This window comes from Neptuniibacter marinus (genome assembly GCF_001597725.1).
GTDB classification, from domain to species: Bacteria; Pseudomonadota; Gammaproteobacteria; order Pseudomonadales; family Balneatricaceae; genus Neptuniibacter; species Neptuniibacter marinus.
In genome coordinates this window covers 42,300-67,086 of record NZ_LUTR01000018.1, presented here as the reverse complement: position 1 = coordinate 67,086, position 24,787 = coordinate 42,300, and the positions used below count along the sequence as shown (strand labels likewise).

Below are 24,787 nucleotides of genomic sequence, written 5' to 3'. Positions count from 1 at the left end.
TCAATGCGAAGCTTTTGATTCTGATAAATTATTCAATTTCAGTGAAAAAAAGCTTGAGCATTAACAGAGTATCTACAAGATGTGGTTGTGGCACGATGCTTCGCGCTAATACCCGTTCAGGGCATAAAGGTGAGCTCCAACAAGGAAGCATATTGCCCGAAGGATTTGATGCTTTATAAGCATAAAAAAACGGCGACTTCCTGCACAGAATCGCCGTTCGGTATCTACCCCCTTGAAAAAAAGCACCTCCGAAGAGGCGTTGAGCCAAGGGATTGGTAAATTGATTTAGTCGCTGATTATAAAACCAGTCGACGAATGTCGCTAAGTAAGCTGTTTAGGTAAGTAAGGAATTTACCTGCATCGCCGCCGTTGATTGCACGGTGATCGTAAGATAAGCACAATGGCAGCATCTTACGTGGTTCAAACTCTTTACCGTTCCAACGGGGTTCGATATCCGCTTTAGAAACACCCAATATCGCTACTTCAGGCGCGTTAACAATTGGTGTAAAGCCTGTACCACCAATGCCACCTAAGCTTGAGATTGTGAAGCATGCACCCTGCATCTCTGCGGGTTTTAGCTTACGATCTTTAGCTTTGCCTGCTAGCTCAATCGCTTCGGTTGATAGTTCGTAGATGCTTTTCTTATCTGCATCTTTAATGACAGGAACCATCAAGCCATTTGGTGTATCCACTGCCATACCGATGTTTACATATTTTTTATAAACAATATGTTCGCCGTCAGCATGTAGTGATGCGTTGAATTTAGGATGAGCTTTAAGCGCAATTGCTATTGCTTTTAGCATGAACGGCAGTGGTGTTAAACGCACACCTGATTTAGCCGCTTCATCTTTCATTTCTTTACGGAACGCTTCTAGATCAGTGATATCCGCTTTGTCGAACTGTGTAACATGGGGGATATTCAACCAACAGCGGCTCATGTTGTCGCGAGTGATCTTAGCTATTTTGCTAAGCTTCTCTACTTCAACTTCACCAAACTTGCTGAAATCAACTTCAGGAATTGCAGGAATACCTGAACCACCTGTAACTGCACCACCTTTCGGCTTTTCAGCTAACTGTTTCAGCGCGCTCTTAACATAAGCTTGGACATCTTCTTTTAAGACACGACCACGGCGACCAGAGCCAGAAACCAACGCAAGTTCAACACCAAACTCACGAGCAATAGCTCGTACCGCAGGCCCTGCATGTACAGATTTGTTTTTCTTCTCTAGCTCAGCTTTATTCACATTTGCAACGGGTGCTGATGCCGGAGCTGCTTTTGCTGGAGCAGAGGCCGCTGGCGCAGAAGCCGTTGGTGCTGGTGCAGCGGCGGGTGCCGGAGCAGCTGAACCTGCAACTTCTAATTCAAGTAGCAAATCGCCTTCATTAACTGTGTCGCCATCTTTGATCTTCATGGAGATAACCACACCGCCTTTAGGTGCAGGTACTTCCATTGATGCTTTATCGGTTTCTAGTACGATTAAGCTATCGCCTTCGGCAACGGTATCTCCATCCTTAACAAGGACTTCAACAACATCAACATCAGTAGCGCCGGATAGATCTGGCACTAAGACATCTTCTTTTCCGCCCGCTACAGGTGCTGGAGCGGGTGCCGCAGCTACAGGAGCAGACTCGGCTGTCGGCGCTGCAGCTGCAGGAGCAACTTCAGCCTGAGGCTGGCCGCCTACACTAAGATCCGCCAGCACATCACCTTCGTTAACCGTATCGCCTTCTTTGATCTTCATAGAAACAACCACACCAGCTTTAGGTGCGGGTACTTCCATCGATGCTTTATCGGTTTCTAGTACGATGAGGCTATCGCCCTCTTCAACACTGTCGCCGTCTTTCACTAAGATTTCAACAACATCGACATCGTTTGCACCGGATAGATCAGGCACTAAGATTGTTTCTACTGCGGATGCCGCAACCGGCGCTGCTGGCGCAGGTGCTGGGCTCGATTCAACCGGTGCAGGGGCTGCAGGGGCTGCCGCTTCAACAGGGGCTGCTTCCGCTGACGCACCTGTATCGAGATCAAGCAGTACATCGCCCTCGTTCACTTGATCATCGACATTAATTTTTACGGAAACCACGGTACCACTATGGGTAGAGGGTACTTCCATTGACGCTTTGTCTGTTTCCAGAACAATCAAGCTGTCGCCTTCGCTAATAGTGTCACCAGCGCTAACGAGCACTTCGACTACATCAACATCAGTTGAGCCTGATAAGTCAGGAACTGTAATTGTGATAATACTCACGATAAATCCTCCAGTTCTAAGCCGTTAGAAGTTCAACGTAGACTTAAACAGTCCACGGTGCCGGTTTAGCCGGGTTAATGTTGAACTTCTGCATGGCTTTAGCGACTTCAGCGCCTTCAACCTTGCCCTCTTCTTGAAGTGCTTTTAGCGCTGCAACAACAACGTAATAGCGGTTAACTTCAAAGAATTCACGCAGTTTAGTACGCGTATCTGAACGACCAAAACCATCAGTCCCTAGTACTTTAAAGTTACGTGGAATGTATTCACGTAGCTGATCTGCATAACTACGCATATAGTCAGTCGATGCGATAACCGGACCTTCACCTCGGCTTTCGATACATTCAGTCACATAAGCTTTTTGAGGCTCAGATTCTGGATTTAACATATTCCAACGCGCAACAGACATCGCTTCGCGGCGCAACTCATTGATAGAGGTCGTGCTCCAAATATCCGATTCGATACCGTAATCATCACGCAGAATATCGGCCGCCGCTTCAACTTCACGTAAGATCGTGCCACAACCCATTAGCTGAACGCGTTTGTCTGCGTCTTTACCTTCTTTAAGAAGATACATGCCTTTGATGATGCCTTCTTCGGCACCGTGCGGCATGGCCGGGTGGTGGTAGTTTTCGTTCATAGTTGTGATGTAGTAGAAGCGGTTTTCCTGCTCCTGGTACATGCGACGCATACCGTCCTGAACAATAACAGCCAGTTCATAGCCGTATGTAGGATCGTAAGATTTACAGTTTGGAATCATCTGTGCCATTAGGTGGCTGTGACCATCCTGATGCTGTAGACCTTCACCGTTTAGCGTTGTACGGCCTGAAGTAGCACCGATCAAGAAGCCACGTGCCTGCATATCGCCCGCTGCCCATGCTAAGTCCATAACACGCTGGAAACCAAACATAGAGTAGTAGATATAGAACGGAACCATTGTGCAGTTATTGTTTGCGTAAGAGGTAGCCGCAGCCATCCACGCAGACATAGCACCCGCCTCATTGATACCTTCTTCTAAGATCTGACCTGTTTTAGATTCTTTATAAAACATGATCTGATCAGAGTCATGTGGCACATAACGTTGCCCAGCAGATGTATAGATACCTAACTGACGAAACATACCTTCCATACCAAATGTACGTGCTTCATCAGGCACAATAGGTACAACACGTTCACCCATTTTTTTATCTTTAACCAGTGTACTCATTACACGGTTAAGTACCATTTGGGTGGAAGCTGTACGCTTACCGCTGTCTTTTAACTGACCTTCAAAGTCTGTTAATGGTGGTGTTTCTAGTTTTTCAAATTCAGTACGACGTACTGGGTAGAAACCACCTAAGCTTTCACGGCGTTCGAACATGTATTTCATTTCAGGTGAATCAGGTGCTGGACGATAGTAAGGAACGTCCTTCAACTGTTCATCTGTCAACGGAATGTTAAAACGATCACGGAAATCTTTTAGGTCATCGATAGCCACTTTCTTCAAGGAGTGAGTATCGTTTTTCGCTTGGCCTGATTTACCTGTGCCGTAACCTTTTACAGTCTGCGCCAGAATAACCGTTGGCTGACCTTTGTGATTGACCGCTTCATTATAAGCAGCAAATACTTTATAAGGGTCATGACCACCACGGTTCAGGTTCATGATGTCGTCATCAGATAGATCTGCGACTAATTCAAGAAGCTCTGGATATTTACCAAAGAAGTGTTCACGAGTGTAAGCACCGCCGTTCGCTTTGTAGTTTTGCAACTCACCGTCGCATACTTCATCAAAGCGTTTCTGCAGTAAGCCTTTTGTATCTTTCTCAAAAAGAGCGTCCCAATGACGACCCCAAAGACACTTAATAACATTCCAGCCTGCGCCGTGGAAGATACCTTCAAGCTCTTGAACAATCTTACCGTTACCACGTACAGGCCCATCAAGGCGCTGCAAGTTACAGTTCACAACAAAAATAAGATTTTCTAACCCTTCACGACCCGCAAGAGAGATAGCACCAAGAGATTCTGGCTCGTCACACTCGCCATCACCCAAGAACGCCCATACTTTGCGATCGCCGCGATCAATTAGATCACGTGCCGATAGGTAGCGCATAACATGTGCTTGATAGATTGCTTGAATTGGACCTAGACCCATAGATACCGTTGGGAACTGCCAAAAATCAGGCATTAACCATGGATGAGGGTAAGAAGAAAGACCATGACCATCAACTTCACGACGGTAGTTATCCATCTGCTCTTCAGATAGACGCCCTTCTAAGTAAGCACGTGAGTAGATACCGGGAGAGATATGCCCTTGGAAAAAGACCATGTCAGATTCCTGACCTTCATTTCCACGGAAAAAATAGTTAAAACCGATATCGTAAAGTGTTGCAGAGGAGGAGAAAGAGGAGATATGACCACCTAGGCCATCATCATTATCGTTAGCACGCATAACCATTGCCATTGCGTTCCAACGGATAAATGAGCGGATGCGGCGTTCCATAAATAGATCGCCAGGCATACGTGCCTCATCTTTCACCGAAATTGTATTGCGGTAAGGCGTTGTCAACACACAGGAGGAATCAACACCTATGTCATTCGCTTTTTCACCTAACTTTCTTAAAATATATTTTGCGCGATCATCACCATCATTCTTGGCAACAGATTCAAGCGCATCCAACCATTCTTGTGTTTCAATTGGATCAACGTCATCAATAATGTCTTGCACTTTGACCTCTCCACTCTAAGTTAACGCAACGTACATAAGGGATCTAAGTGATCCCTTTTGTTGTTATAGCTTTTTGCCTGCTGCCTCGCTTACCTTTGAAAGCACAAAAAGACCACAGGACAAGCCTTATAGTAATTATCTTGTAGTAATACTACATAAATATTAATAGAGAATCTAGTTACCGAGAACTTTTACTGCTTAAGTAGTAAAAAAGACAACCTAAGTCAAAAGACTTTGTAATTTTAGTACAATTATAAGCCTGTGCTAATATTCGCTCGCCGCAACGCTCTCTCTAAACGTGTATTTTCACGCTCACCCTCAAGTAATGCATCTTCAACATAGGCTAAATGATGATGAGCCGCTTGGCGTGCTTTCTCTGGATCACCATCCAAAATAGCGTCCATAAGAACTTTATGCTGATCATGTATCTTTTCTCGATATTCTGAGTGCGGATAAATATTCTTTAAATTATCCCAAATATGCTCACGAAGCAGACTAAATAGCGCTCGCATCATATGCAGCAAAACCATATTGTGTGTCGAGGCCGCTATAACCAAGTGAAAATCAACATCTGCGTACACCTCTTTTTGAATCTCTTTGCTGTCGTGATAATGCTGCAAATCAGCGTAGGCTTTCAAAATAGCCTCTTTATCTGCAGGCGTGCTTCTCAGAGCAGCGTAATAAGCAGCAACCCCTTCCAATGCATGACGAAACTCTAAAAGATCATACTGAGCTTCAGGATGGGTCCTAAATAGTTCTAGTAGAGGATCGGAAAAAGATCCACCTAAATCTTCAGACACATAGGTCCCTCCCCCCTGACGACTGATCAAAAGTCCCTTAGCTGCTAATTTTTGCACCGCTTCCCGCAGAGAAGGACGTGATACTTCAAACTGTTTTGCTAACTCTCTTTCAGGAGGTAATTTCTGTCCAGGCTTCAGAATCCCTTCCAGAATCATAGTCTCCATTTGCCCCATTATGACATCAGAAATTTTAGGCTGTTTAACCCGACTGTAACTCATATTTTCCACTCAAATAATATTGGTATGACCAATATCAATACTAAATTATTCCAATGGCGCAAAACAAGCCCTGTTGTTTTTTATTTTTAAATCCACTCAAAAGTAGTTCAAACATACGCCAGATTTCAAGCAATACACAGAATTATTATTGTTTAATGAATCTAGACTATAGTCGCTAAAACTAAAAAATAGATTGACAGCTACTGCTCAAAAAAAATACAGTAGGAAGTCTCTTATGGTAAATTGGTAATACCAATCGAGATTAGTGCGGTGCAGCATACATTCCCATCTACGGAAATCATCACTGCCAGCAACAACACTCTAACTATAAAAAATAAATCTCTAGAGGATGTAACATGAAAAAGTTCGCCAAATCTTTAATCTCCGCTGCCGTGCTTACAGCTGCTGTGGCAAGCGTATCAGCCCCTGTACAGGCCGCTGATAAACTACTTCTTAAAACTCCTATCGCTTTCGGCTCTCACCTACCCGCTTTAGGAACACCTATTGTTTGGGTTGCTAATCAGCTAAAGCTTGTAAGCGATGGCAACATGAGAATGAAGATCTACGAACCAAGCAAACTAGTTAGCCCAAAAGAGATTCTAGATGCGGTATCTTCAGGTAAAGTGAACTCCGGTTACGCAACAGCAGGTTATTGGCAGGGTAAAATTCCAGCCGCAGCACTTTTCTCCGCAGTTCCTTTCGGTCCTGAAGCTGGCGAATATATGGCATGGTTGTACTACGGTAACGGCATGACCTTGTACCAAGAGATGTATGACACTGCCGGCTATAACGTAAAAGTAATGCCATGTGCCATTATCTCTCCTGAAACATCAGGCTGGTTTGCGAAACCTATTGAGAAACCAGAAGACCTTAAAGGTCTAAATATGCGCTTCTTCGGCCTAGGCGCGTCCGTTATGGAGAAATTAGGGGTAGGTACAGTGCAGCTGCCTGGCGGTGAGATCTTTGGTGCATTAGAGAAAGGTGCAATCGATGCATCTGAGTTCTCTCAACCGGCTATTGATCAGCGTTTAGGCTTCCACAAGATTGTTAAGTACAACTACTTCCCAGGCTGGCACCAACAAGCCACTATTTTCGAGCTGTTAATTAACAAAGACACTTGGAACGGCATGAGCAAAGGCCAACAGGCGCTGCTGGATACAACTTGTAAAGCGTCAATCACTAACTCTATCGCTGAAGGTGAAGCGATGCAGTTCCCTGTAATGGAAAAAGCGAAAGAAAATGGCGTTCATATCCGTTACTGGAATGAAACTATGCTAAGCACCTTCAAAACCACATGGGATGAAGTCGCTGCTGAAAAATCGGCTGAAGATCCATTCTTCAAAAAAGTTTGGGATGACCTGAGTACATTCCGTAAAGGTTATGACCTTTGGGAAGCGAATGCATTCCTACCTCGTGCAACTAAGTAATGCAACATAACTTCGGAAGCGTCTAGATTTCTGAAGCACAGGGTAGCGAGGGCTACCCTGTTTATTCTTTGGAGAGAAAAGAACCTATCTAGTGTGGCGCTTTAATCTATCCATAGAATATTTTTATAACTATAAATAAATCAATTCTGTTGTATGTGCACGATACGACATAGACTTGATGATGAACAAAAAAGGTACGTTTCAGTGACTGAAAACGATACACTGCCCCGAGTACCACTCGCGGATGCAATTGATAAATTCATTCAGCGAATAGGTCAAACCATTGCTTGGACTTATGTCCTTCTAGTATTGGTCATCATACTCCAAGTTACTTTACGCAAAGGTTTTTCTAGCGGCTTAATCGCTTTAGAAGAGCTGCAATGGCATCTCTATTCTATTGGCGTAATGTTTGGATTATCTTATGCCCAAACAACAAATTCCCATATTCGCGTAGACCTGTTTTATGCACGCTTACGTGTTCGCACAAAACGCATTATCGAAGTAGTGAGCATTGTTACGCTTGTGCTGCCGTTCATTATTGTCATTTTTCTACATAGCCTAGATTTTGTTGCCGAAGCATGGCGTGTTAATGAATCCTCAGAAGCTTCTTCTGGCTTACCATGGCGCTGGTTAATAAAAAGCGTCATCCCATTAAGCTTCGGACTACTTGGGCTAGCCGTTATCTCGCGTTTTATTCGAGATATTACTTTATTAATTAAAGGTGACGACTGATGGATGCGAATGAGATTCTCGTTATCGCGATGTTCCTATCTTTCATCGCTCTACTCTTCACAGGCATACCCGTTGCCTGGGTTTTAGGCGGTATAGGTATTGCTTTCGCTTTTTTAGGCCAATTTGCAGATAACAATCTAGATACTATGACCGGTCTTGATTACACCACCCTTGGACTGGTGGTGAATCGCTTATGGACCATTATGGAAAACTGGATATTGGTCGCACTCCCCATGTTTATATTTATGGGGATAATGCTGGATAAATCAGGTATCGCCGAACGCCTGATGAAGTCTATGCAGGAGCTATTTGGACGTGTACATGGTGGTTTAGCTATTACCGTGACAGCAATTGGTATTATTCTAGCCGCCTCTACCGGTATTATTGGGGCCTCAGTCGTACTTCTCGCTGTAATGTCATTACCCGCTATGACAAAGCAAGGCTATAACATGCCTCTCGCTTTAGGCACAATTGCCTCAGCTGGTACTTTAGGTATTTTGATTCCACCAAGTATCATGCTGGTAATTATGGCCGATCAATTAGGTTTGTCGGTCGGCGACCTATTTATGGGTGCGGTGTTTCCCGGCCTTATGCTAGGTATGTTCTATATCCTCTACATTTTAATTCGCGGCAAGTTAAGACCTGAAGACCTGCCTGTACCGGATGATGCTAAACCCGTTACCCCCGCTATTATTTTCAATGTATTAAAAGATGTATTGCCTACAGTCGCTTTAATTGTCGTGGTACTCGGCTCCATCTTTGCGGGTATTGCAACCCCGACAGAAGCCTCCGGTGTGGGTGCATTTGGCGCTACGTTACTCGCTATATATAACAGACGCTTTAGTATTCCTGTGCTTAAAGAGGTAATTGGCGGCACAATGAATACAACGGCATATATCTTTGCCATTTTTATCGGTGCAACTTGTTTCGCTCTTGTACTTCGTGAGTTAGGCGGCGACGAGATGATCGAATCCTTCCTAACCGGCCTGCCTTTTGGTCCTTATGGGATTATCTTCTTTATTCTTGGTGTTATCTTTTTACTTGGCTTCTTCTTGGACTGGATTGAGATCACTCTTATCATCTTGCCCTTATTAGCCCCTGTAATCTCAGCTCTCGGGCTCGATATATCAGCACCGGGCATAGATAACCCAGAACTAGTTTGGTTTGTCATGCTCGTCGCCATGGCCTTGCAAACATCGTTCTTAACCCCTCCCGTTGGGTTCGCCCTCTTCTATTTAAAAGGCGTTTGTCCTCCGAATGTAAAGATTACTGATATTTATAAAGGGGTGATCCCGTTTATCTGCATTCAGTTAGTTGCCCTATTAGTGTTGGTTTTCTGGCCTCAACTGGTGCTGTGGTTACCGACCATCGCCTATAACTAACGAGTAGCGCTGGGGCTCTATATTTAAACGATATAGCGAGCCCCTTTTTTAAATAAGACTATTTTTTCTTCATAAGTAAGTGAGGTATGAACAATGCAACAGGGCCATCAGGATTTCTATAATGCACTTCGGGAGTTTATCCCCGAAACGCGCCTGATTACTGACCCTCTTCGCACCCTAGCCTATGGCACGGATGCTAGTTTCTATCGTTTAATTCCGCAGATTGTCGTGCGTGCTAGTGATGAAGAAGAGATCATTAAAATAGTAAAGCTAGCTGATCGGCACACCATCCCTGTCACCTTCCGCGCAGCAGGAACAAGTCTATCCGGCCAAGCGATTACTGATTCCGTACTGGTTCAACTAGGCGATGGCTGGGATAACTATGAGATCAGCGATGATGGCTGCACCATCAAACTTCAACCGGGTGTTATTGGTGGCAATGCCAATAAATACTTGGCGCCTCTCAATAAAAAGATCGGTCCTGATCCTGCTTCAATCAACACCGCTAAAATAGGTGGTATCGCGGCGAACAATGCCAGCGGTATGTGCTGCGGCACCGCCCAAAATAGCTATCGCACTCTAAACAGTATGCGTTTAGTTCTGGCCGATGGTTCTGTTCTCGATACTGCTGACCAAGAAAGTATCAAAAGTTTTCGCCGTTCACATCATGTGCTACTAGATTCTCTGGATTGTTTAGCCCAACAAACACGTACCAATGATGAGTTACGCGAGCGTATTGAGCATAAGTATCGTTTAAAAAATACGACAGGTTATGCCTTAAATTCATTAGTTGATTACGAAGATCCCATTGATATATTGCAACACCTGATGATAGGTTCAGAGGGGACATTGGGCTTTATCTCAAACATCACTTACAACACAGTGGATGAGCATGAAAATAAAGCCACTGCGCTCATCTTCTTCAATACCGTACGTACGACTTGCGAAGCTGTAGCTATACTCAAGAAAACACCCGTTTCAGCTGTAGAGCTGATGGATCGTGCCGGCCTTCGATCTATAGAAAATAAAGCAGGAATGCCACCTTTTATCAAAGAGCTTCCTAATGACGCAGCGGCCCTTTTAGTTGAAACCCGCGCAGCAGATGCTGACACACTTCAGCAGCAAGTAACTGAAATCAGTGAATCAATCTCTAGCTTGGAAACAACTAAGCCTATTGAGTTTTCAACAGACCCTGCAGTTAATGCGCAGTTTTGGGCAATACGTAAAGGCTTATTCCCAGCGGTGGGCGCCGTTAGACTTACCGGCACAACCGTTATTATTGAGGATGTAGCCTTCCCCGTTGAGCAACTTGCTGATGCGGTTCATGATCTACACCAACTGTTTATTAAGTGGAACTATAGTGAAGCACTGATCTTTGGTCATGCCTTAGAAGGTAATTTACATTTCGTGTTTACCCAGTCCTTTGATACCCAAGATGAGATCGATCGCTATGACGGGTTAATGGACGAAGTATGCAAACTTGTTGTACATAAATACAACGGGTCACTTAAAGCTGAGCATGGTACAGGCCGTAATATGGCCCCTTATGTAGAGATGGAATGGGGTGCAGATGCTTACCGACTTATGTGGGAGTTAAAAGAACTCTTCGATCCTCGTAGCATCTTAAACCCTGGCGTTATTCTTAATAAAAACAATCATGTTCATTTAGAGAATTTGAAATCTTTACCCGCTGCCGATGAACTTGTGGATAAGTGTATAGAGTGTGGTTTTTGTGAGCCTACCTGCCCATCCCGCGCATTAACGTTAACACCACGTCAACGTATAGTACTGTGGCGCGAGATTGCTCGTTTAGAGAAAAGCGGGGATGATCCTGAACGGCTGGCAACTTTAAGAAAAGAGTATCAGTATCAAGGAACTGATACCTGTGCAGCTTGCGGTTTATGCTCAACAACTTGCCCTGTTGGCATCAATACAGGCGATCTTACCCGCTCTATTCGCAGCCGTAAAAACGAGAATCATACCCAACTTGCCCAATGGTTAGCTAAACACTATGGCGGGTTAACAACAGCTACACGTGCTACTTTTAAAATCGCAGATATAACGCACGGAGTAATAGGCACTAAGGCCATGAGTGCAGTTACAGGTGGCGCACGTAAAATAACAGGCGGCCTTGTTCAGCAGTGGACACCTTCCATGCCAAAAGCGGCACCTAAAGTGAAGGCATACCAACCAAAAGCTAATGAAACAGGTCCTGAGGTTGTCTATTTACCGAGCTGTGCAAGTCGTACTATGGCGCCATCCCGCGGTGAAGAAGATCAAACCCCGCTAGCAGATAAAACGCTTCAACTTTTAAGGAAAGCAGGATTCCAAGTCATTATCCCTAAAGGTCTTGATAATCTATGCTGTGGTATGCCCTTCCAATCAAAAGGCATGTTCGAAGCAGCAGATTACAAAGCTAATGAGACCGAACGCTTTTTATTGGAATGTACTGATCAAGGTAGAATTCCTGTGTATTCTGACACAAGTCCTTGCAGCCTTCGTTTACAAGAAAATATGGATGCTAAAATTAAGCTCTATGATAGCATCGACTTTATCGATCAGTTTGTATTGGATCGCTTAGTCGTCACTCCAACAGCTGAACAGATTGCTTTGCATATCACCTGTAGTGCTACACGTATGGGACAAGCTGACAAGATTAAACGTATTATCAATAAGTGCTCAAGCAATGTAGTGATTCCTGATCAGATCACTTGTTGTGGCTTTGCTGGTGATAAGGGCTTTAGTACACCAGAATTAAACGCCTCGTCCTTACGGACGTTAAAAGACCAAGTAAAAACATGTTCGACTGGCTATTCAACTAGCCGTACCTGTGAAATTGGCTTAACCCATCACAGTGGAATTGATTACAAATCTATTGTTTATTTACTTGATCGTTGCAGCCAACCAAAACAGGTAAACGATAATAGTAATCCCGAAAACTCACAGATCTCGGTTCAACCGTTATAATCTGCTTTTAATAGAGGATATAGAAGATGGCACTCCCACAAATTGATACGATTCTTTACGCGACCTCTTTAGGCAAACATACTCGTCCAATTTTTCGCCAGGCGGTTAAACAAGCAAATCTCAACAATGCAAAGATCATTATGCTACACGTCGTTGAACCTATGGGTGAAATGGGCCACGCTCTGATTCAACATTATGTAACTGAAGACGTTATCAAGAAAATGCATGATGAAGGAATCGAAGCAATACATGAAACCATGAAAGCCCGTGTAGAAAAGTTCTTTATTGACGAGTTACAGAGTTTAGAAGAACCGGTCGTATTAGATGTTGAGCACAAAGTTGCAGAAGGCAATCAAGCTGATGCAATTGTCAAAGCAGCTACGGCCGTCAATGCTGACATGATTATCTTAGGGGCTGAAAACCGCTTTGGCCATCACAGCAATACCAGCCAGCAAGTTATTCGTAACGCCAAAGTACCTGTAATGGTTGTACCGACGGGTAAAAATTTCGAATAAGGCACATCAAAGCTCTGTAAAAGGCTTAGTGATATTTAAGAAGGAAGCAGTACAGTGGATACACAAAGTCTTTTACTTGAGCGGATATTTCTAACCGTTTTCCCACTAGTGGCGATTGTCACTGTGGGGTTTTACTATGCTCGACGCTATAAAATTGATATGACCACAGCTAATCAGGTCAATATCGATGTATTTGTACCAGCGCTAATTTTCTCTGTACTCTCTGCAGAATCCTTTGATTTAGTCCAATTCCAAGATCTCGCTATCTGTGCGGCTATCATTGTCATTGGCTCCGGTATTTTGCTATTCCCTTTCTGTAAGTTATTAGGGGTTCACCCCAAAACCTTTATCCCGCCAAATATGTTTAGTAATAGTGGCAATTTAGGTATACCACTGATGGTACTTGCGTTTGGGGAAGATGCTCTCTCCGCCGCTGTAGTCCTTTTCCTAGTGGAAAACCTGCTGCATTTTACGGTGGGCATCTACATCTTAGATCACAAAACTCGCTTAATCAGCTTGCTAAAGATGCCAATGATTGCAGCCACGATTCTTGGCTTAGTCTGGAGTGGTTTTGATTTATCTGTTCCCCAAGCGGCTGCAACGTTTATCGAGATGTTAGGTCAGATTGCGATCCCATTGATGCTCTTTGCTTTAGGCGTTCGCATGACAAGCGTCGATCTAAAAAACTGGAGAATAGGGACTTATAGCGCCATTTTATGTCCCGCCAGCGGCATTTTATTAGCCTTAGCTTGCCAATATTTTATGCAACTTAACAGTGAGCAGTTTGCTTATTTAGTTGTATTTGGCGCGCTCCCTCCGGCGGTACTCAACTACATGATCGCCGAACGCTACAATCAGGAACCTGAACAGGTCGCATCCATTGTACTCATAGGCAATATCGGCAGTTTACTCTTTCTACCATTAACGCTGGCCTTTGTGCTATAAGACCTATCTGATGAACAGCATCCGATAAAAAGCGTGTTATGAGTATAAAAATTGGGATTGATCTAGGTGGGACGAAAATAGAGGCCATCGCTATTAGCGAACAGGGGGAAACCTTATTCCGCCAGCGCACTCAAACACCTCAAGGTGATTACCACGCGACCTTAAATAGCATCGCTATGTTAGTTAACACTGCAGAGCAGGCCTGTAAAAAAAGAGCTGAGCATATAGGTATTGGTATACCTGGCACTCTCTCACCTACAACGGGGCTAATCAAAAACGCCAACTCAACCTGTCTTATTGATAAAAGATTGGATGCTGATCTAGAAGAACGACTAAATCGCCCAATTCATATCGCCAACGATGCCGATTGCTTTGCACTTTCTGAAGCTATTGATGGAAGTGCCGCAGGCTACAAAAGTGTTTTTGGTATTATCTTAGGCACTGGAGTAGGTGCAGGTATTGTTATCAATAAGAATCTTCTCAGTGGCCCCAATAGGATATGTGGCGAGTGGGGGCACAACCCTCTTCCGTGGCTAGACAACTCTGACTATCCAGAGCGCATTTGTTACTGCGGTAAACAAGATTGTATTGAAACCTTTCTATCTGGACCTGGATTCTCATCCCATTTTCCAGCTAATGCAAAACTCAGTGCTGAGCAAATATGGGCACAAGCAAGACATGGAGATATCGAGAGTCAACATTACTGTAATCTATATTTAGAGCAGCTAAGTAAAGCCTTAGCTTCCATTATAAATATTCTTGATCCTGAGGTGATCGTACTTGGTGGTGGGCTTTCGAATATCGATGAGATCTATGAACAAGTCCCAGACCGATTAATAAAATATATATTCTCGGCTAGTACAATCCCAACTAAAGCGTTAACCCCCATAGTAAAAGCTAAATATGGTGACTCTAGCGGTGTACGTGGCGCTGCTTGGCTATAACGCCTGCGAAAAAATGCACTATGGTCTTTTTATGTATCACCACACTGAACTTATTCGCAGGCACAAAAGCTATTTCTTCGCCTTATTTTCAGGCTTAGAGATTAGAATCGAAGCACGATTTTTCTCTACTGTCGCCGGTCCAATCCCTTTCACTTCGCTCAATTGATCCGCTGTCAGAAATGGTCCATTGGCTGTACGGTAAGCAATAATCGCTTGAGCTTTTGCTGGACCCACACCTGCCAGAGACTCAGATATTTGCTCTGCCGAAGCTGTATTAATATCAACGGGGGCAGCAAAAGCTGAAAAAGAGAAGGCACAGATGGCCGCTATAAATAGCGCACGGATAGGGCTCAAAACTGAGTTTTTCAGGGTAGTATATTTCATTGTAAAATCCTTTTTAGTTCGATATTAGTCTGACTATCCTTAGTCAGACCTTATTTATAGCTTGCTTAAAGCCTTAAATCAACGGTGCTAACTCTGCATCTATACGCGCCAAAGACTCTATAGGGGATTCAGCCTTAGTGATAGGTCGTCCTATGACTAGATAGTCACTTCCCGCTTGAATAGCGTCTGAAGGCGTCATGATGCGCTTTTGATCGCCTATCTCTGCATCCGCAGGCCTAATCCCTGGAGTCACTAATTTAAAATCTGAGCTTATAATTTGGCGTAATGGCTGTACTTCTTGTGCAGAGCAAACAACCCCATGTAAACCACTCTTTTCTGTTAAAGCGGCTAGTCTCTTAACCTGCTCTAATGGATCTGTATCTAATCCAATTTCTTGCAGATCCGAGCGTTCCATACTAGTCAAAATAGTTACTGCAATTAACAGAGTGTTAGTACCATTCACCTGTTCAAGCTCATTTCTGGCAGCTTCCATCATCTTACGACCACCAGAAGCATGTACATTAACCATCCAAACACCTAGTTCTGCCGCTGCTCTAACCGCTTTGGCTGTGGTATTTGGAATATCATGAAACTTAAGATCTAAAAAGACTTCAAAGCCTTGTGCCTGTAGTGCTTCAACAATAGCAGGGCCGCAACGCGTAAACAGCTCTTTACCTACTTTGACTCGACAGCGTTGAGGATCAAGCTGTTTTGCCATAGCTAAGGCTTGCTGTTGATTTGGATAATCTAACGCAACGATTACTCGTTTTTTATCTACTGACATATGCATTCTCTAAATTCTATTATTCGCCTTCGAGACCCTGAATAGGCTTGGTTGTACCCCAGCTTTTACAGGAGGGGCACTGCCAAAGCAGTGAACGCCCAGAAAAGCCACAACTATTACAACGGTAAACCGGTTTAGATAGCTCCAACTGCCCCGTCAAACCACGCAAAACCGTTAAGCTATCTCTCGCACTTTCAGAACCGTATTCTATATGAAGATCGATTAAACTATTAAATCCTTTTATAGAGGGACGGCGTTTTAATTCTTCAGTAATAAAGCTACCTGCAGCATAGATACCCCGATCAGCACGTATCTGCTCCGCCAAGGCAATAATCACAGTAGTTGAAGGAGCTTGAGCTAAACAGGTGCGTAAGTATTCTGTATATTCACGCTGTCCATTTACGTGGCTGTAACATTCACTTAAAAGCGGAATAGCTTCAGAAACAAAAAGTTTATCTAGCTTGGAGATTGATTTCAGTTGCTTGATAGCTACTTTCCATTGGCCTGCAGCCATTGCTACACGAGCTTGCATAAAACAGACCCGAACATTACCCGTTTCAAACTGTTCTGCCCGTTTTAAGTAACTGATCGATAAAGCCTGTTTTCTCTCTGTAATAGCCTGCTCTGCTAATTCACAGCAATAGTGAGCTAACTCAGTGGAAATACTTCGCCTTTCTTCTGGATCAAGCTTTTGCGCCGCTTTCAGCGCTTGCTCCCATTCGCCCTCTTTCTCATAGAGCTTTATCACTAAACGTAGAGCATTATGTTGAATACTTTTAGATGAGCCCGATTTTATGATCTCTTCCAATAAGTTTTCTGCCCTATCTAACAACCCTACCGCATAATAATCACGCGCTAACGCCATCTGAATACGCATAAAATCTGATCGTGTTAAATCTGGACGCGCTAGTAGCTTCTGATGGATCTGAATAGCACGATCCACATCACCTTTACGACGAAATAACTTAGCGAGGGAGAGATGCGCAGGAATTGTATCTGAATTGATTTCAAGAGCACGGATGAAGCTCTCAATCGCCTCATCCACTTTTTCATTCAGTAGGTAATCCAGCCCAGTAAAATATTCGCTACTTAGGCTAGTTTGCGAACATGAGACTTTACTTCTGCGCTCTCTTCTACCAAGAAACCAGCCAATAGCGATGGCAACAACTAACGGGATTATAAAAAGGTAGTTGCCAATTAGAGTATCTAAATTAAACGACATCTTTTAGGTTAGAAACTCTCAGCTGATCTAGCTCTTTCTGAGTCGTTGCAATCTTACGGCGAGCGGAACCTAATCGGGTTTTTAACATCCAAACAGTCATTACGCTTAACATTATGCCTATAAAACCACCCATCAAAAATGTTGCAATTAACCACAGCGACAAGCTGGCTTCTGGCAGTTGGAAAAAGACCAAATCAATTACAACTTTTTCCGTATTGTGGATAGTAAACATAATCCCAATAAGCAGAACAGCCAAACAGAGCAACACAAAAACTATGGTTTTTAAAAAACGCACGGTCAAACAACCTCAGTAACTATTTTTGAATTGAATCATTTACTTGCTCTCTAAGCTCCTTACCTGGCTTAAAGTGCGGGACATACTTTGCGTCCAGTGATACAGATTCACCCGTTTTAGGGTTACGCCCTGTTCTTGGTGCACGATAATGCAGTGAGAAACTTCCAAAGCCTCTTATTTCAATACGATCACCCTGAGACAAAGATTCTGTCATATGATCAAGCATTGTTTTTACAGACAGCTCAATATCTTTTACTGACAATTGATCATGGCGATCCACAAGGATTTCTATCAGTTCAGATTTAGTCATATCATATTCCTCGATCCTTTGATCTTCTCGTAAACCGGAATTCACTCTGGGTCTGAGTCGACTTTATTCATCTGTGCTTTAATCAAGTCACCAATTGTAGTCGGACCAGATATCCGAGTTTCAGTTTGCTGACTAACGTTATCTAGCGCTTTCTTTTCTTGCTTTATTTCTAACTGTTTAATCGAAAGCGCTATAACACGGTTTCGACTATCGATATTAGTAATTAATGCTTCAACCTCATCACCCACTTTGTAGTGATCATTGAGGTTTTCAATTCTGTCTCTGGAAACTTCAGCAATTTTTACTGCGGCGTTGATTCCATCAGCTAAAGTAACCACTAAGGCTTTATCTGTTATTTCTGAAACCTTGCCCTTAATAACGGCGCCTTTTGCTTTATCTGCAGTAAAATCTCTAAAAGGATCTGAATCTAACTGCTTAATCCCCAAGGCAATCCGCTCTCTTTCAGAATCGACCGAAAGAACCACGGCTTCAACCTCATCCCCTTTCTTGTACCTCTTAACTGCATCTTTATCGTTTTCATCCCATGTAATGTCAGAAAGATGGACAAGACCATCAATACCACCATCAAGACCGATAAATATACCAAAATCGGTAATAGAACGAATTTTTCCGCTAAGGCGATCACCTTTAGCATAGGTTTCAGAGAAGGCTAACCAAGGGCTTTTCTTACACTGCTTCATGCCCAGTGATATACGGCGCTTCTCTTTATCGATGTCTAATAACATCACATCGACTTCGTCTCCAACCTGAACCATTTTTGATGGATGAACATTTTTATTTGTCCAATCCATCTCTGAAACATGAATAAGTCCTTCGATACCATTTTCAATTTCAGCAAAACAACCGTAATCGGTCAGATTGGTAACGCGCGCTTTTACTTGAGCTCCAACCGTATAATTGGAAATCAATTGTGTCCACGGATCGTCTGTCAGCTGCTTTAAACCAAGAGATACACGACTTTTCTCTTTATCAAAGCGAAGGACTTTAACATCGAGTTCTTGGCCAACCGTCAATGTTTCACTTGGATGTCTAACACGCTTCCAAGCGATATCGGTAATATGTAATAGGCCGTCGATTCCGCCTAAATCAATAAAAGCGCCATAATCAGTAATGTTTTTAACAATACCTTTAATGACTTGCCCTTCTTCCATGTTTGCAAGTAACTTTTCACGCTCAATATTGTAAGCCGCTTCAAGAACTGCTCGACGAGAAACAACAATATTGTTTCGTTTCACATCAAGCTTAACGAGTTTAAATTCGAGCTCTTGGGATTCTAGATGACTTGTATCTCTTAACGGACGAACATCTACTAACGAACCGGGCAGAAAAGCATGAATCGTGTTGACATCTACAGTGAAACCACCTCTAACTTTGCCTGTAATACGACCATGGACGATCTCATCATTTTCGAAAGACTTTTCAAGCTCAAGCCAGATTTCAGCACGTTTCGCTTTCTCTCGAGAAAGCTGAGTTGCACCAAACCCATCTTCCATCGACTCTAAGGCGACTTTAACTTCAGAGCCTATCTCAACACTCAGTTTACCACTGTCATCCAAAAATTGATTACGCGGGATGACACCTTCAGATTTGAGCCCTGCGTTGACAATGACAAAGTCATCCTCAATAGCAATTACTGTACCTGTGACTATAGCCCCAGGCGCCATTTCTAACTCTTGAAGACTCTCTTCAAATAGCTCAGCAAAGCTCTCGCTCATATCCATTTCATCCCGCATTCGATCGTTAGCGAAGCCCTTTATGCCTCGCATCATCCATTACAGCGGCCAGAACTTCCTCGATTGACATTGTCGTCGTATCCAGAATTACAGCGTCTGCCGCAGGCTTAAGAGGAGCAACAGCACGATTCATATCACGATCATCTCGTGCTTGAATATCCTCTAATATAGCTTGAAGACTAGCATCGAGCCCTTTGTTTATCAACTGATTGTACCGGCGAGACGCGCGCTCTTCGGCACTGGCATCCAGATATATTTTCAAAGCTGCATCAGGGAAAACAACCGTCCCCATATCTCGACCATCAGCAATCAAGCCTGGTAATTCAGCAAAAGCACGTTGCCGCTCCAATAAAGCATCACGTACTGCGGGAATCGCTGCGATTATAGAAGCGTCTTTACCTACCACTTCAGTACGAATCGCATCCGTAACCTCTTCACCCTCTAAAACAATCTGTACACTATTATCATCTCGTGCGATAAATTGAACATCCAGATGCGCAGCTAATACAACTAACGCTTCTTCATTATTAACTTCAACGCCATGATGACGAGCAGCTAAACCAACCAAACGATAAAGAGCACCACTATCCAGCAGCTCCCAACCTAATTCTCGCGCCAATAGCTGGCAGATAGTTCCTTTACCTGATCCGCTTGGACCATCAACGGTAATGACAGGGACTTGTCGATGAGACATCACCCCTCCTCCTTTTCAACCTTAATTCCCACAGATTGCGCTAACTCCACAAACCCTGGGAATGAAGTCGCTACATTGGCGCAATCATTAATCCTTATCTCACCCGTTGCTCTAAGTGATGCCACAGCAAAGGCCATAGCTATACGATGGTCGTCATGGCTTTCAACCACACCACCAGCTAGGCTGCTACCCTTGATAATGGCGCCATCAGGCGTGCCTTCAATATCAGCACCTAAGGTTTTCAAACCATCAACCATGGCCTGAATACGATCGCTCTCTTTCACTCTAAGCTCTTCTGCACCGGTCACTGTCGTTGTGCCTTCCGCACAAGCCGCAGCAATAAAGATCGCTGGAAACTCATCAATTGCCAGCGGAACTTGATCTTCAGGCACATGAATCCCCTTAAGAGGTGCATAACGTACCCTAATATCAGCGACAGGCTCTCCGCCCACTTCTCGCTCATTCAATAACGTTAAATCCGCCCCCATCAAACGCAATATATTGATGATACCGATACGGGTTGGATTGATACCTACATGCGCTATCGTCAGATCCGAATCCGGACAGATCGCCGCAGCAACTAAGAAGAAGGTTGCTGAAGAGATGTCTGCAGGCACGTCAATATGAGTTGCCTGTAAATGCCCGCCGGGTTTAACTTTAACCGTTGAACCGCCCTGCTCGACGGAATAACCGAAACCAGTCAACATACGCTCAGTATGATCGCGCGTAGGCGCAGGCTCAGTAACTGACGTTTCACCTTCAGCATAGATACCCGCCAACAACAGACACGACTTAACCTGAGCACTCGCCATTGGCATATCATAATGAATACCTTTGAGTGCTTTACCGCCTTTAATTTTAAGCGGTGGACGGCCATTTTCTGCCGTTTCAATCTCAGCCCCCATTAAACGCAGAGGATCAGCCACACGTCCCATAGGGCGCTTAGTCAATGACTCATCACCACTCAGTTCCGTATCAAATGCTTGTGCAGCTAAAAGGCCGGACAACAATCGCATAGAGGTACCGGAGTTACCTACATACAACGGCCCTGGAGGTGCCTGCAAACCATTAATCCCCACCCCGTAGATGGTTACCTTACCTTCATCAGGGCCTTCAATAACAACCCCCATGTCGCGGAAGGCTTGAAGGGTCGCAAGACTATCCTCACCCTCTAAGAAACCACTGACTTTCGTTACACCATCAGCTAAAGAACCCAACATAATAGATCGATGGGAGATGGACTTGTCACCTGGAACTCTAATTTTTCCATTTACGCTACCGCCAGGCTGGGCGCGAAAGGTTACTTGTAGATTACTCATATGCTGTGAATATGCTGTACCCGAAAGGATTTTAGAAAAATGTTCTCTCGCTGCTCTTGCTCGAGTAAAGGTGCCCAGCATTGATTCGCTGTCACCGCACTCTATTGCAGCCCTCAACTTTGCTAAACCCACCGTATACCGGTCTAACTGAGCAAGCAAAGCATGTTTATTTGCCAAACAGATATCGTGCCACATGGTTGGGTCGCTACCCGCTATACGGGTAAAATCGCGAAAACCGCCTGCAGCGTAACGAAATATATCTGTATTGTTATCTTGTTCTTGCGCTAACGTATCCACTAATGAAAACGCTAGCATATGCGGAAGGTGACTGGTTGCCGCTAACACTTCATCATGTTTATCAACATCCATCACCAACACCTCAGCTCCTGTGGATTCCCACATTTGAGTCAGCAGGGTAACAGCCTTAGATGAAGATTCTGCTAAAGGTGTAAGAATAACTTTGTGATTTATAAAAAGTGTTTCATCGGCTGCTTTCACGCCGCTTTTCTCAGATCCTGCGATCGGATGTCCAGGCACAAAGCCTACAGGCATTTTAGTAAACACTCGGTTTGCAGCAGCAACCACATTACCTTTAGTGCTACCTACATCCGTTATTAATGTATCTTCTGCAATAAAAGGTGCTATATCCACCAGCACTTTTTCCATCGCTTTAACAGGGACGGCCAATATAATTAAATCAGCTTGTGATGCAGCATCAGCTAAACTTTCCGCTGCTACATCAATTACGCCGGTCTCTATGCCTATTTTTACTTCAGCATCGTCACGGTCGTAACCAATGACTTGGCCACATTGACGGTTTGCTCTCAGCACTTTTGCTAAAGATCCACCGATCAAACCTAAACCGATAACTAAGGTTTTATTAATACTTATACTCAAGGGTTCATTACTCGATTTAGCACATTTAAACAGCGCTCATTTTCTTCCTGCAAACCTATACTGATACGTAGATGCTGAGGCATTGTATAACTGGCAATCGGTCTAACGATGACGCCCTCCGCTAACATAGCCTGATAGATAGGCTGAGCATCAACCGTAAAATCCACGGTGATAAAGTTACCTACAGAAGGAATATAACTAAGCCCCAAGGCTGTTAATTCTTTTTCATACAATGCCATTCCCTGTTTATTTAGGGCCACACCTTGTTCGATATAAGCATCATCCATTAAAGCAGCTTCGGCAGCCACCAGCGCCAAACTATTTACATTAAAAGGTTGGCGAACTCGACTTAAAACATTAGCAACTGAGCCATTAGAAACCGCAAAGCCCACTCGTAATCCCGCTAAACCATAAGCTTTAGAGAAGGTGCGCGTTACAATTAAATTGGGATAAGCATCAATTAGCAATAATCCATTAGGGAATTCAGCTTGATCAACATATTCTGTATAAGCTTCATCCAGTACAACTAAAACATGCTCTGGCACTTGATCTAAAAATGCGTTCAACTGTGCGCGCGTCACCCATGTCCCTGTAGGGTTATTAGGATTCGCAATAAAAATCATCCGCGTTCGATCACTAATAGCTGCCAGCATAGCGTCTAGATCATGACCCCAATCTTTAGCTGGCGTTATAACCGCAGTCGCTCCAACGGCTTGCGCTACAATAGAATAAGCAACAAAACTAAATTCAGAATAAATAACTTCATCGCCTACATTGAGGTAAGCACGGCCAATTAGGTCTATAACGTCATTGGAACCATTACCTAAAGTCAGCTTTTCTACTGGGACAGAAAATTTTTCTGAAAGTGCTTTTTTTAATCTATAACCCCCGCCATCAGGGTAGAGAGAAATATCTGGCAGGTGTTGCTTAATCGCATCAATTACACGCGGTGACGGCCCCATCGGATTTTCATTACTTGCCAGCTTAATTACATCAATCAAACCCAGTTCACGTTCGAGTTCTTCAGCTGGTTTGCCTGGTTGATAAGGTACAAGATCCTGCACACTTGGGCAGGCCAAGGAGATAAAATCGCAACTCATAATATATCGACCAAAAACATCATATATTGACTCATCATAACTCGCTAAAGCACTGCACTGGGATAAGACCCTAGTACTTTAAGTTCGATGCTGGTTTCTATTAGAGCTTGCAAAGCATTCTGTACAACGGGATCTGCACTATGGCCGATAAAGTCTATATAAAACAAAGAGTTTTTAGAGGCCGAGCGCGTTTCTACGCGCGTCAAACTCACACCATAACGGTGAAAAGGCTCCAGCAGCTGATATAACGCCCCCGGCGTATCAGGCACCGAGATCAGTATCGATGTTTTGTCATCGCCGCTAGGACCAACATATTGATCGCCGATAATCAGGAAGCGTGTAGAGTTATCTATTTGATCTTCAATATTTTTAACCGCGGACTCTAAATCATAAAGATCTGCGGCCATGTCTCCGGCAATAGCGGCGGCTCCCTTACCTTCGTTAGCAGCTAAACGCGCTGCTTCGGCATTAGAGCTCACCGCAATTTTTTCAATATCTGGGTAGCGTACATCTAGCCAACACCGGCTCTGGGCTAAAGATTGCTGATGGGAGTAAATCTTTTTGATTCCATCAAGACTGTCGCCGCGATTTAGCAACAGATGAAGATGAACGGGCACTTCAACTTCACCACAAATTTTAAGATCAAACTGCTTAAACAGATCTAAAGTATGGCTAACAACACCTTCCGTTGAGTTTTCAATCGGTACAACACCATAATGAGCAGCACCTGACTGAACTTCGCGGAAAACATCTTTCAGTGACTGCATGGGAAGGTTACGTGCAGAATGGCCAAAGTGTTTCATGGCCGCAAGCTGCGTAAATGTACCTTCAGGTCCGAGAAATGCGACCCGCATCGGTTCTTCCAATGCAAGACATACCGACATAATTTCACGAAATAGCCGCGCAACCTCTTTATCAGCCAAAGGGCCTTCATTACGCTCCATCACCGCGCGCAACACTTGGGCTTCACGTTCAGGACGATAGAAAACAGGACTCACATCCCCCTGATATTTTTGCTTAACTTCCGCAACACGTTGCGCACAACGAGCACGATTGTTAAGTAACTCATGGAGTTGCCCATCAATGCTGTCAATTTGGTCACGAAGGATGCGTAGCTCTTTTTCCTGTTCGCTCATACTCTTCT

20 protein-coding genes are annotated in these 24,787 nt (G+C 43.9%); 7 read left to right on the top strand and 13 right to left on the bottom strand.

The window, feature by feature from the left end; all coding sequences use genetic code 11:
- Nucleotides 1-296: 296 nt before the first annotated feature.
- The 3 genes from aceF to pdhR all read right to left on the bottom strand — a co-directional run bounded on the left by aceF (nt 297) and on the right by pdhR (nt 5,972).
- On the bottom strand, nt 297-2,252 hold the full coding sequence (gene aceF, locus A3774_RS12240; protein ID WP_067867820.1) for a dihydrolipoyllysine-residue acetyltransferase: 1,956 nt from the start codon (nt 2,250-2,252) through the stop codon (nt 297-299).
- Nucleotides 2,253-2,295: 43 nt separating this feature from the next.
- Nucleotides 2,296-4,953, bottom strand: a complete 2,658-nt coding sequence (gene aceE / locus A3774_RS12235) for a pyruvate dehydrogenase (acetyl-transferring), homodimeric type (RefSeq protein WP_231867982.1) — start codon at nt 4,951-4,953, stop codon at nt 2,296-2,298.
- 251 nt (nt 4,954-5,204) lie between these two features.
- A complete protein-coding gene (gene pdhR, locus A3774_RS12230) occupies nt 5,205-5,972 on the bottom strand; it encodes a pyruvate dehydrogenase complex transcriptional repressor PdhR (protein WP_067867816.1) in 768 nt (255 codons plus the stop codon).
- Between the two features lie 356 nt (nt 5,973-6,328).
- On the opposite strand from pdhR, the gene A3774_RS12225 reads away from it, so the two are divergent.
- From A3774_RS12225 to A3774_RS12195, 7 genes are all read left to right on the top strand, one after another.
- Nucleotides 6,329-7,399 carry a TRAP transporter substrate-binding protein gene (locus A3774_RS12225; RefSeq protein WP_067867813.1) on the top strand — a complete coding sequence of 357 codons (1,071 nt, stop codon included), beginning with the start codon at nt 6,329-6,331 and terminating at the stop codon, nt 7,397-7,399.
- Nucleotides 7,400-7,603: 204 nt separating this feature from the next.
- Nucleotides 7,604-8,131, top strand: coding sequence for a TRAP transporter small permease subunit (locus A3774_RS12220; protein ID WP_067867810.1), 528 nt, complete (start codon nt 7,604-7,606; stop codon nt 8,129-8,131).
- Nucleotides 8,131-9,513, top strand: coding sequence for a TRAP transporter large permease (locus tag A3774_RS12215; RefSeq protein WP_067867807.1), 1,383 nt, complete (start codon nt 8,131-8,133; stop codon nt 9,511-9,513). Before A3774_RS12220 ends, A3774_RS12215 begins: the two co-directional genes overlap by 1 nt.
- A gap of 93 nt (nt 9,514-9,606) precedes the next feature.
- Nucleotides 9,607-12,480, top strand: a complete 2,874-nt coding sequence (locus A3774_RS12210) for an FAD-binding and (Fe-S)-binding domain-containing protein (protein WP_067867804.1) — start codon at nt 9,607-9,609, stop codon at nt 12,478-12,480.
- A 26-nt stretch (nt 12,481-12,506) separates the two neighbouring features.
- Nucleotides 12,507-12,995 (top strand): universal stress protein, encoded by a 489-nt coding sequence (locus A3774_RS12205; RefSeq protein WP_067867802.1) that lies wholly within the window; start codon nt 12,507-12,509, stop codon nt 12,993-12,995.
- Nucleotides 12,996-13,049: 54 nt separating this feature from the next.
- A complete protein-coding gene (locus A3774_RS12200; protein WP_067867798.1) occupies nt 13,050-13,940 on the top strand; it encodes an AEC family transporter in 891 nt (296 codons plus the stop codon).
- Between the two features lie 38 nt (nt 13,941-13,978).
- Nucleotides 13,979-14,884 carry an ROK family protein gene (locus A3774_RS12195; protein ID WP_197468067.1) on the top strand — a complete coding sequence of 302 codons (906 nt, stop codon included), beginning with the start codon at nt 13,979-13,981 and terminating at the stop codon, nt 14,882-14,884.
- Between the two features lie 69 nt (nt 14,885-14,953).
- On the opposite strand, the gene A3774_RS12190 is transcribed toward A3774_RS12195, so the two are convergent.
- From A3774_RS12190 to pheA, 10 genes are all read right to left on the bottom strand, one after another.
- Nucleotides 14,954-15,268, bottom strand: coding sequence for a ComEA family DNA-binding protein (locus A3774_RS12190; protein ID WP_075107967.1), 315 nt, complete (start codon nt 15,266-15,268; stop codon nt 14,954-14,956).
- Nucleotides 15,269-15,341: 73 nt separating this feature from the next.
- Complete coding sequence (gene pyrF / locus A3774_RS12185) at nt 15,342-16,052, bottom strand: orotidine-5'-phosphate decarboxylase (RefSeq protein ID WP_067867841.1); 711 nt, start codon at nt 16,050-16,052, stop codon at nt 15,342-15,344.
- Between the two features lie 19 nt (nt 16,053-16,071).
- On the bottom strand, nt 16,072-17,274 hold the full coding sequence (lapB, locus tag A3774_RS12180; protein ID WP_067867795.1) for a lipopolysaccharide assembly protein LapB: 1,203 nt from the start codon (nt 17,272-17,274) through the stop codon (nt 16,072-16,074).
- Nucleotides 17,264-17,569, bottom strand: a complete 306-nt coding sequence (locus A3774_RS12175) for a LapA family protein (protein ID WP_067867792.1) — start codon at nt 17,567-17,569, stop codon at nt 17,264-17,266. The genes lapB and A3774_RS12175 overlap by 11 nt, the downstream gene beginning before the upstream one ends.
- Before the next feature lie 19 nt (nt 17,570-17,588).
- Nucleotides 17,589-17,879: an integration host factor subunit beta gene (locus A3774_RS12170; RefSeq protein ID WP_067867838.1), complete on the bottom strand. Its 291-nt coding sequence runs from the start codon at nt 17,877-17,879 to the stop codon at nt 17,589-17,591.
- A gap of 41 nt (nt 17,880-17,920) precedes the next feature.
- Nucleotides 17,921-19,633, bottom strand: a complete 1,713-nt coding sequence (gene rpsA, locus A3774_RS12165) for a 30S ribosomal protein S1 (RefSeq protein WP_269454618.1) — start codon at nt 19,631-19,633, stop codon at nt 17,921-17,923.
- Nucleotides 19,634-19,640: 7 nt separating this feature from the next.
- Complete coding sequence (gene cmk, locus A3774_RS12160; RefSeq protein WP_067867789.1) at nt 19,641-20,327, bottom strand: (d)CMP kinase; 687 nt, start codon at nt 20,325-20,327, stop codon at nt 19,641-19,643.
- Complete coding sequence (locus tag A3774_RS12155; protein WP_067867786.1) at nt 20,327-22,543, bottom strand: bifunctional prephenate dehydrogenase/3-phosphoshikimate 1-carboxyvinyltransferase; 2,217 nt, start codon at nt 22,541-22,543, stop codon at nt 20,327-20,329. The genes cmk and A3774_RS12155 overlap by 1 nt, the downstream gene beginning before the upstream one ends.
- The gene (gene hisC, locus A3774_RS12150; protein WP_067867783.1) at nt 22,540-23,643 is read right to left on the bottom strand and encodes a histidinol-phosphate transaminase; all 1,104 of its coding nucleotides are present in this window, start codon (nt 23,641-23,643) and stop codon (nt 22,540-22,542) included. Before hisC ends, A3774_RS12155 begins: the two co-directional genes overlap by 4 nt.
- A gap of 44 nt (nt 23,644-23,687) precedes the next feature.
- The gene (gene pheA, locus A3774_RS12145) at nt 23,688-24,779 is read right to left on the bottom strand and encodes a prephenate dehydratase (protein ID WP_067867780.1); all 1,092 of its coding nucleotides are present in this window, start codon (nt 24,777-24,779) and stop codon (nt 23,688-23,690) included.
- Nucleotides 24,780-24,787: the final 8 nt, after the last annotated feature.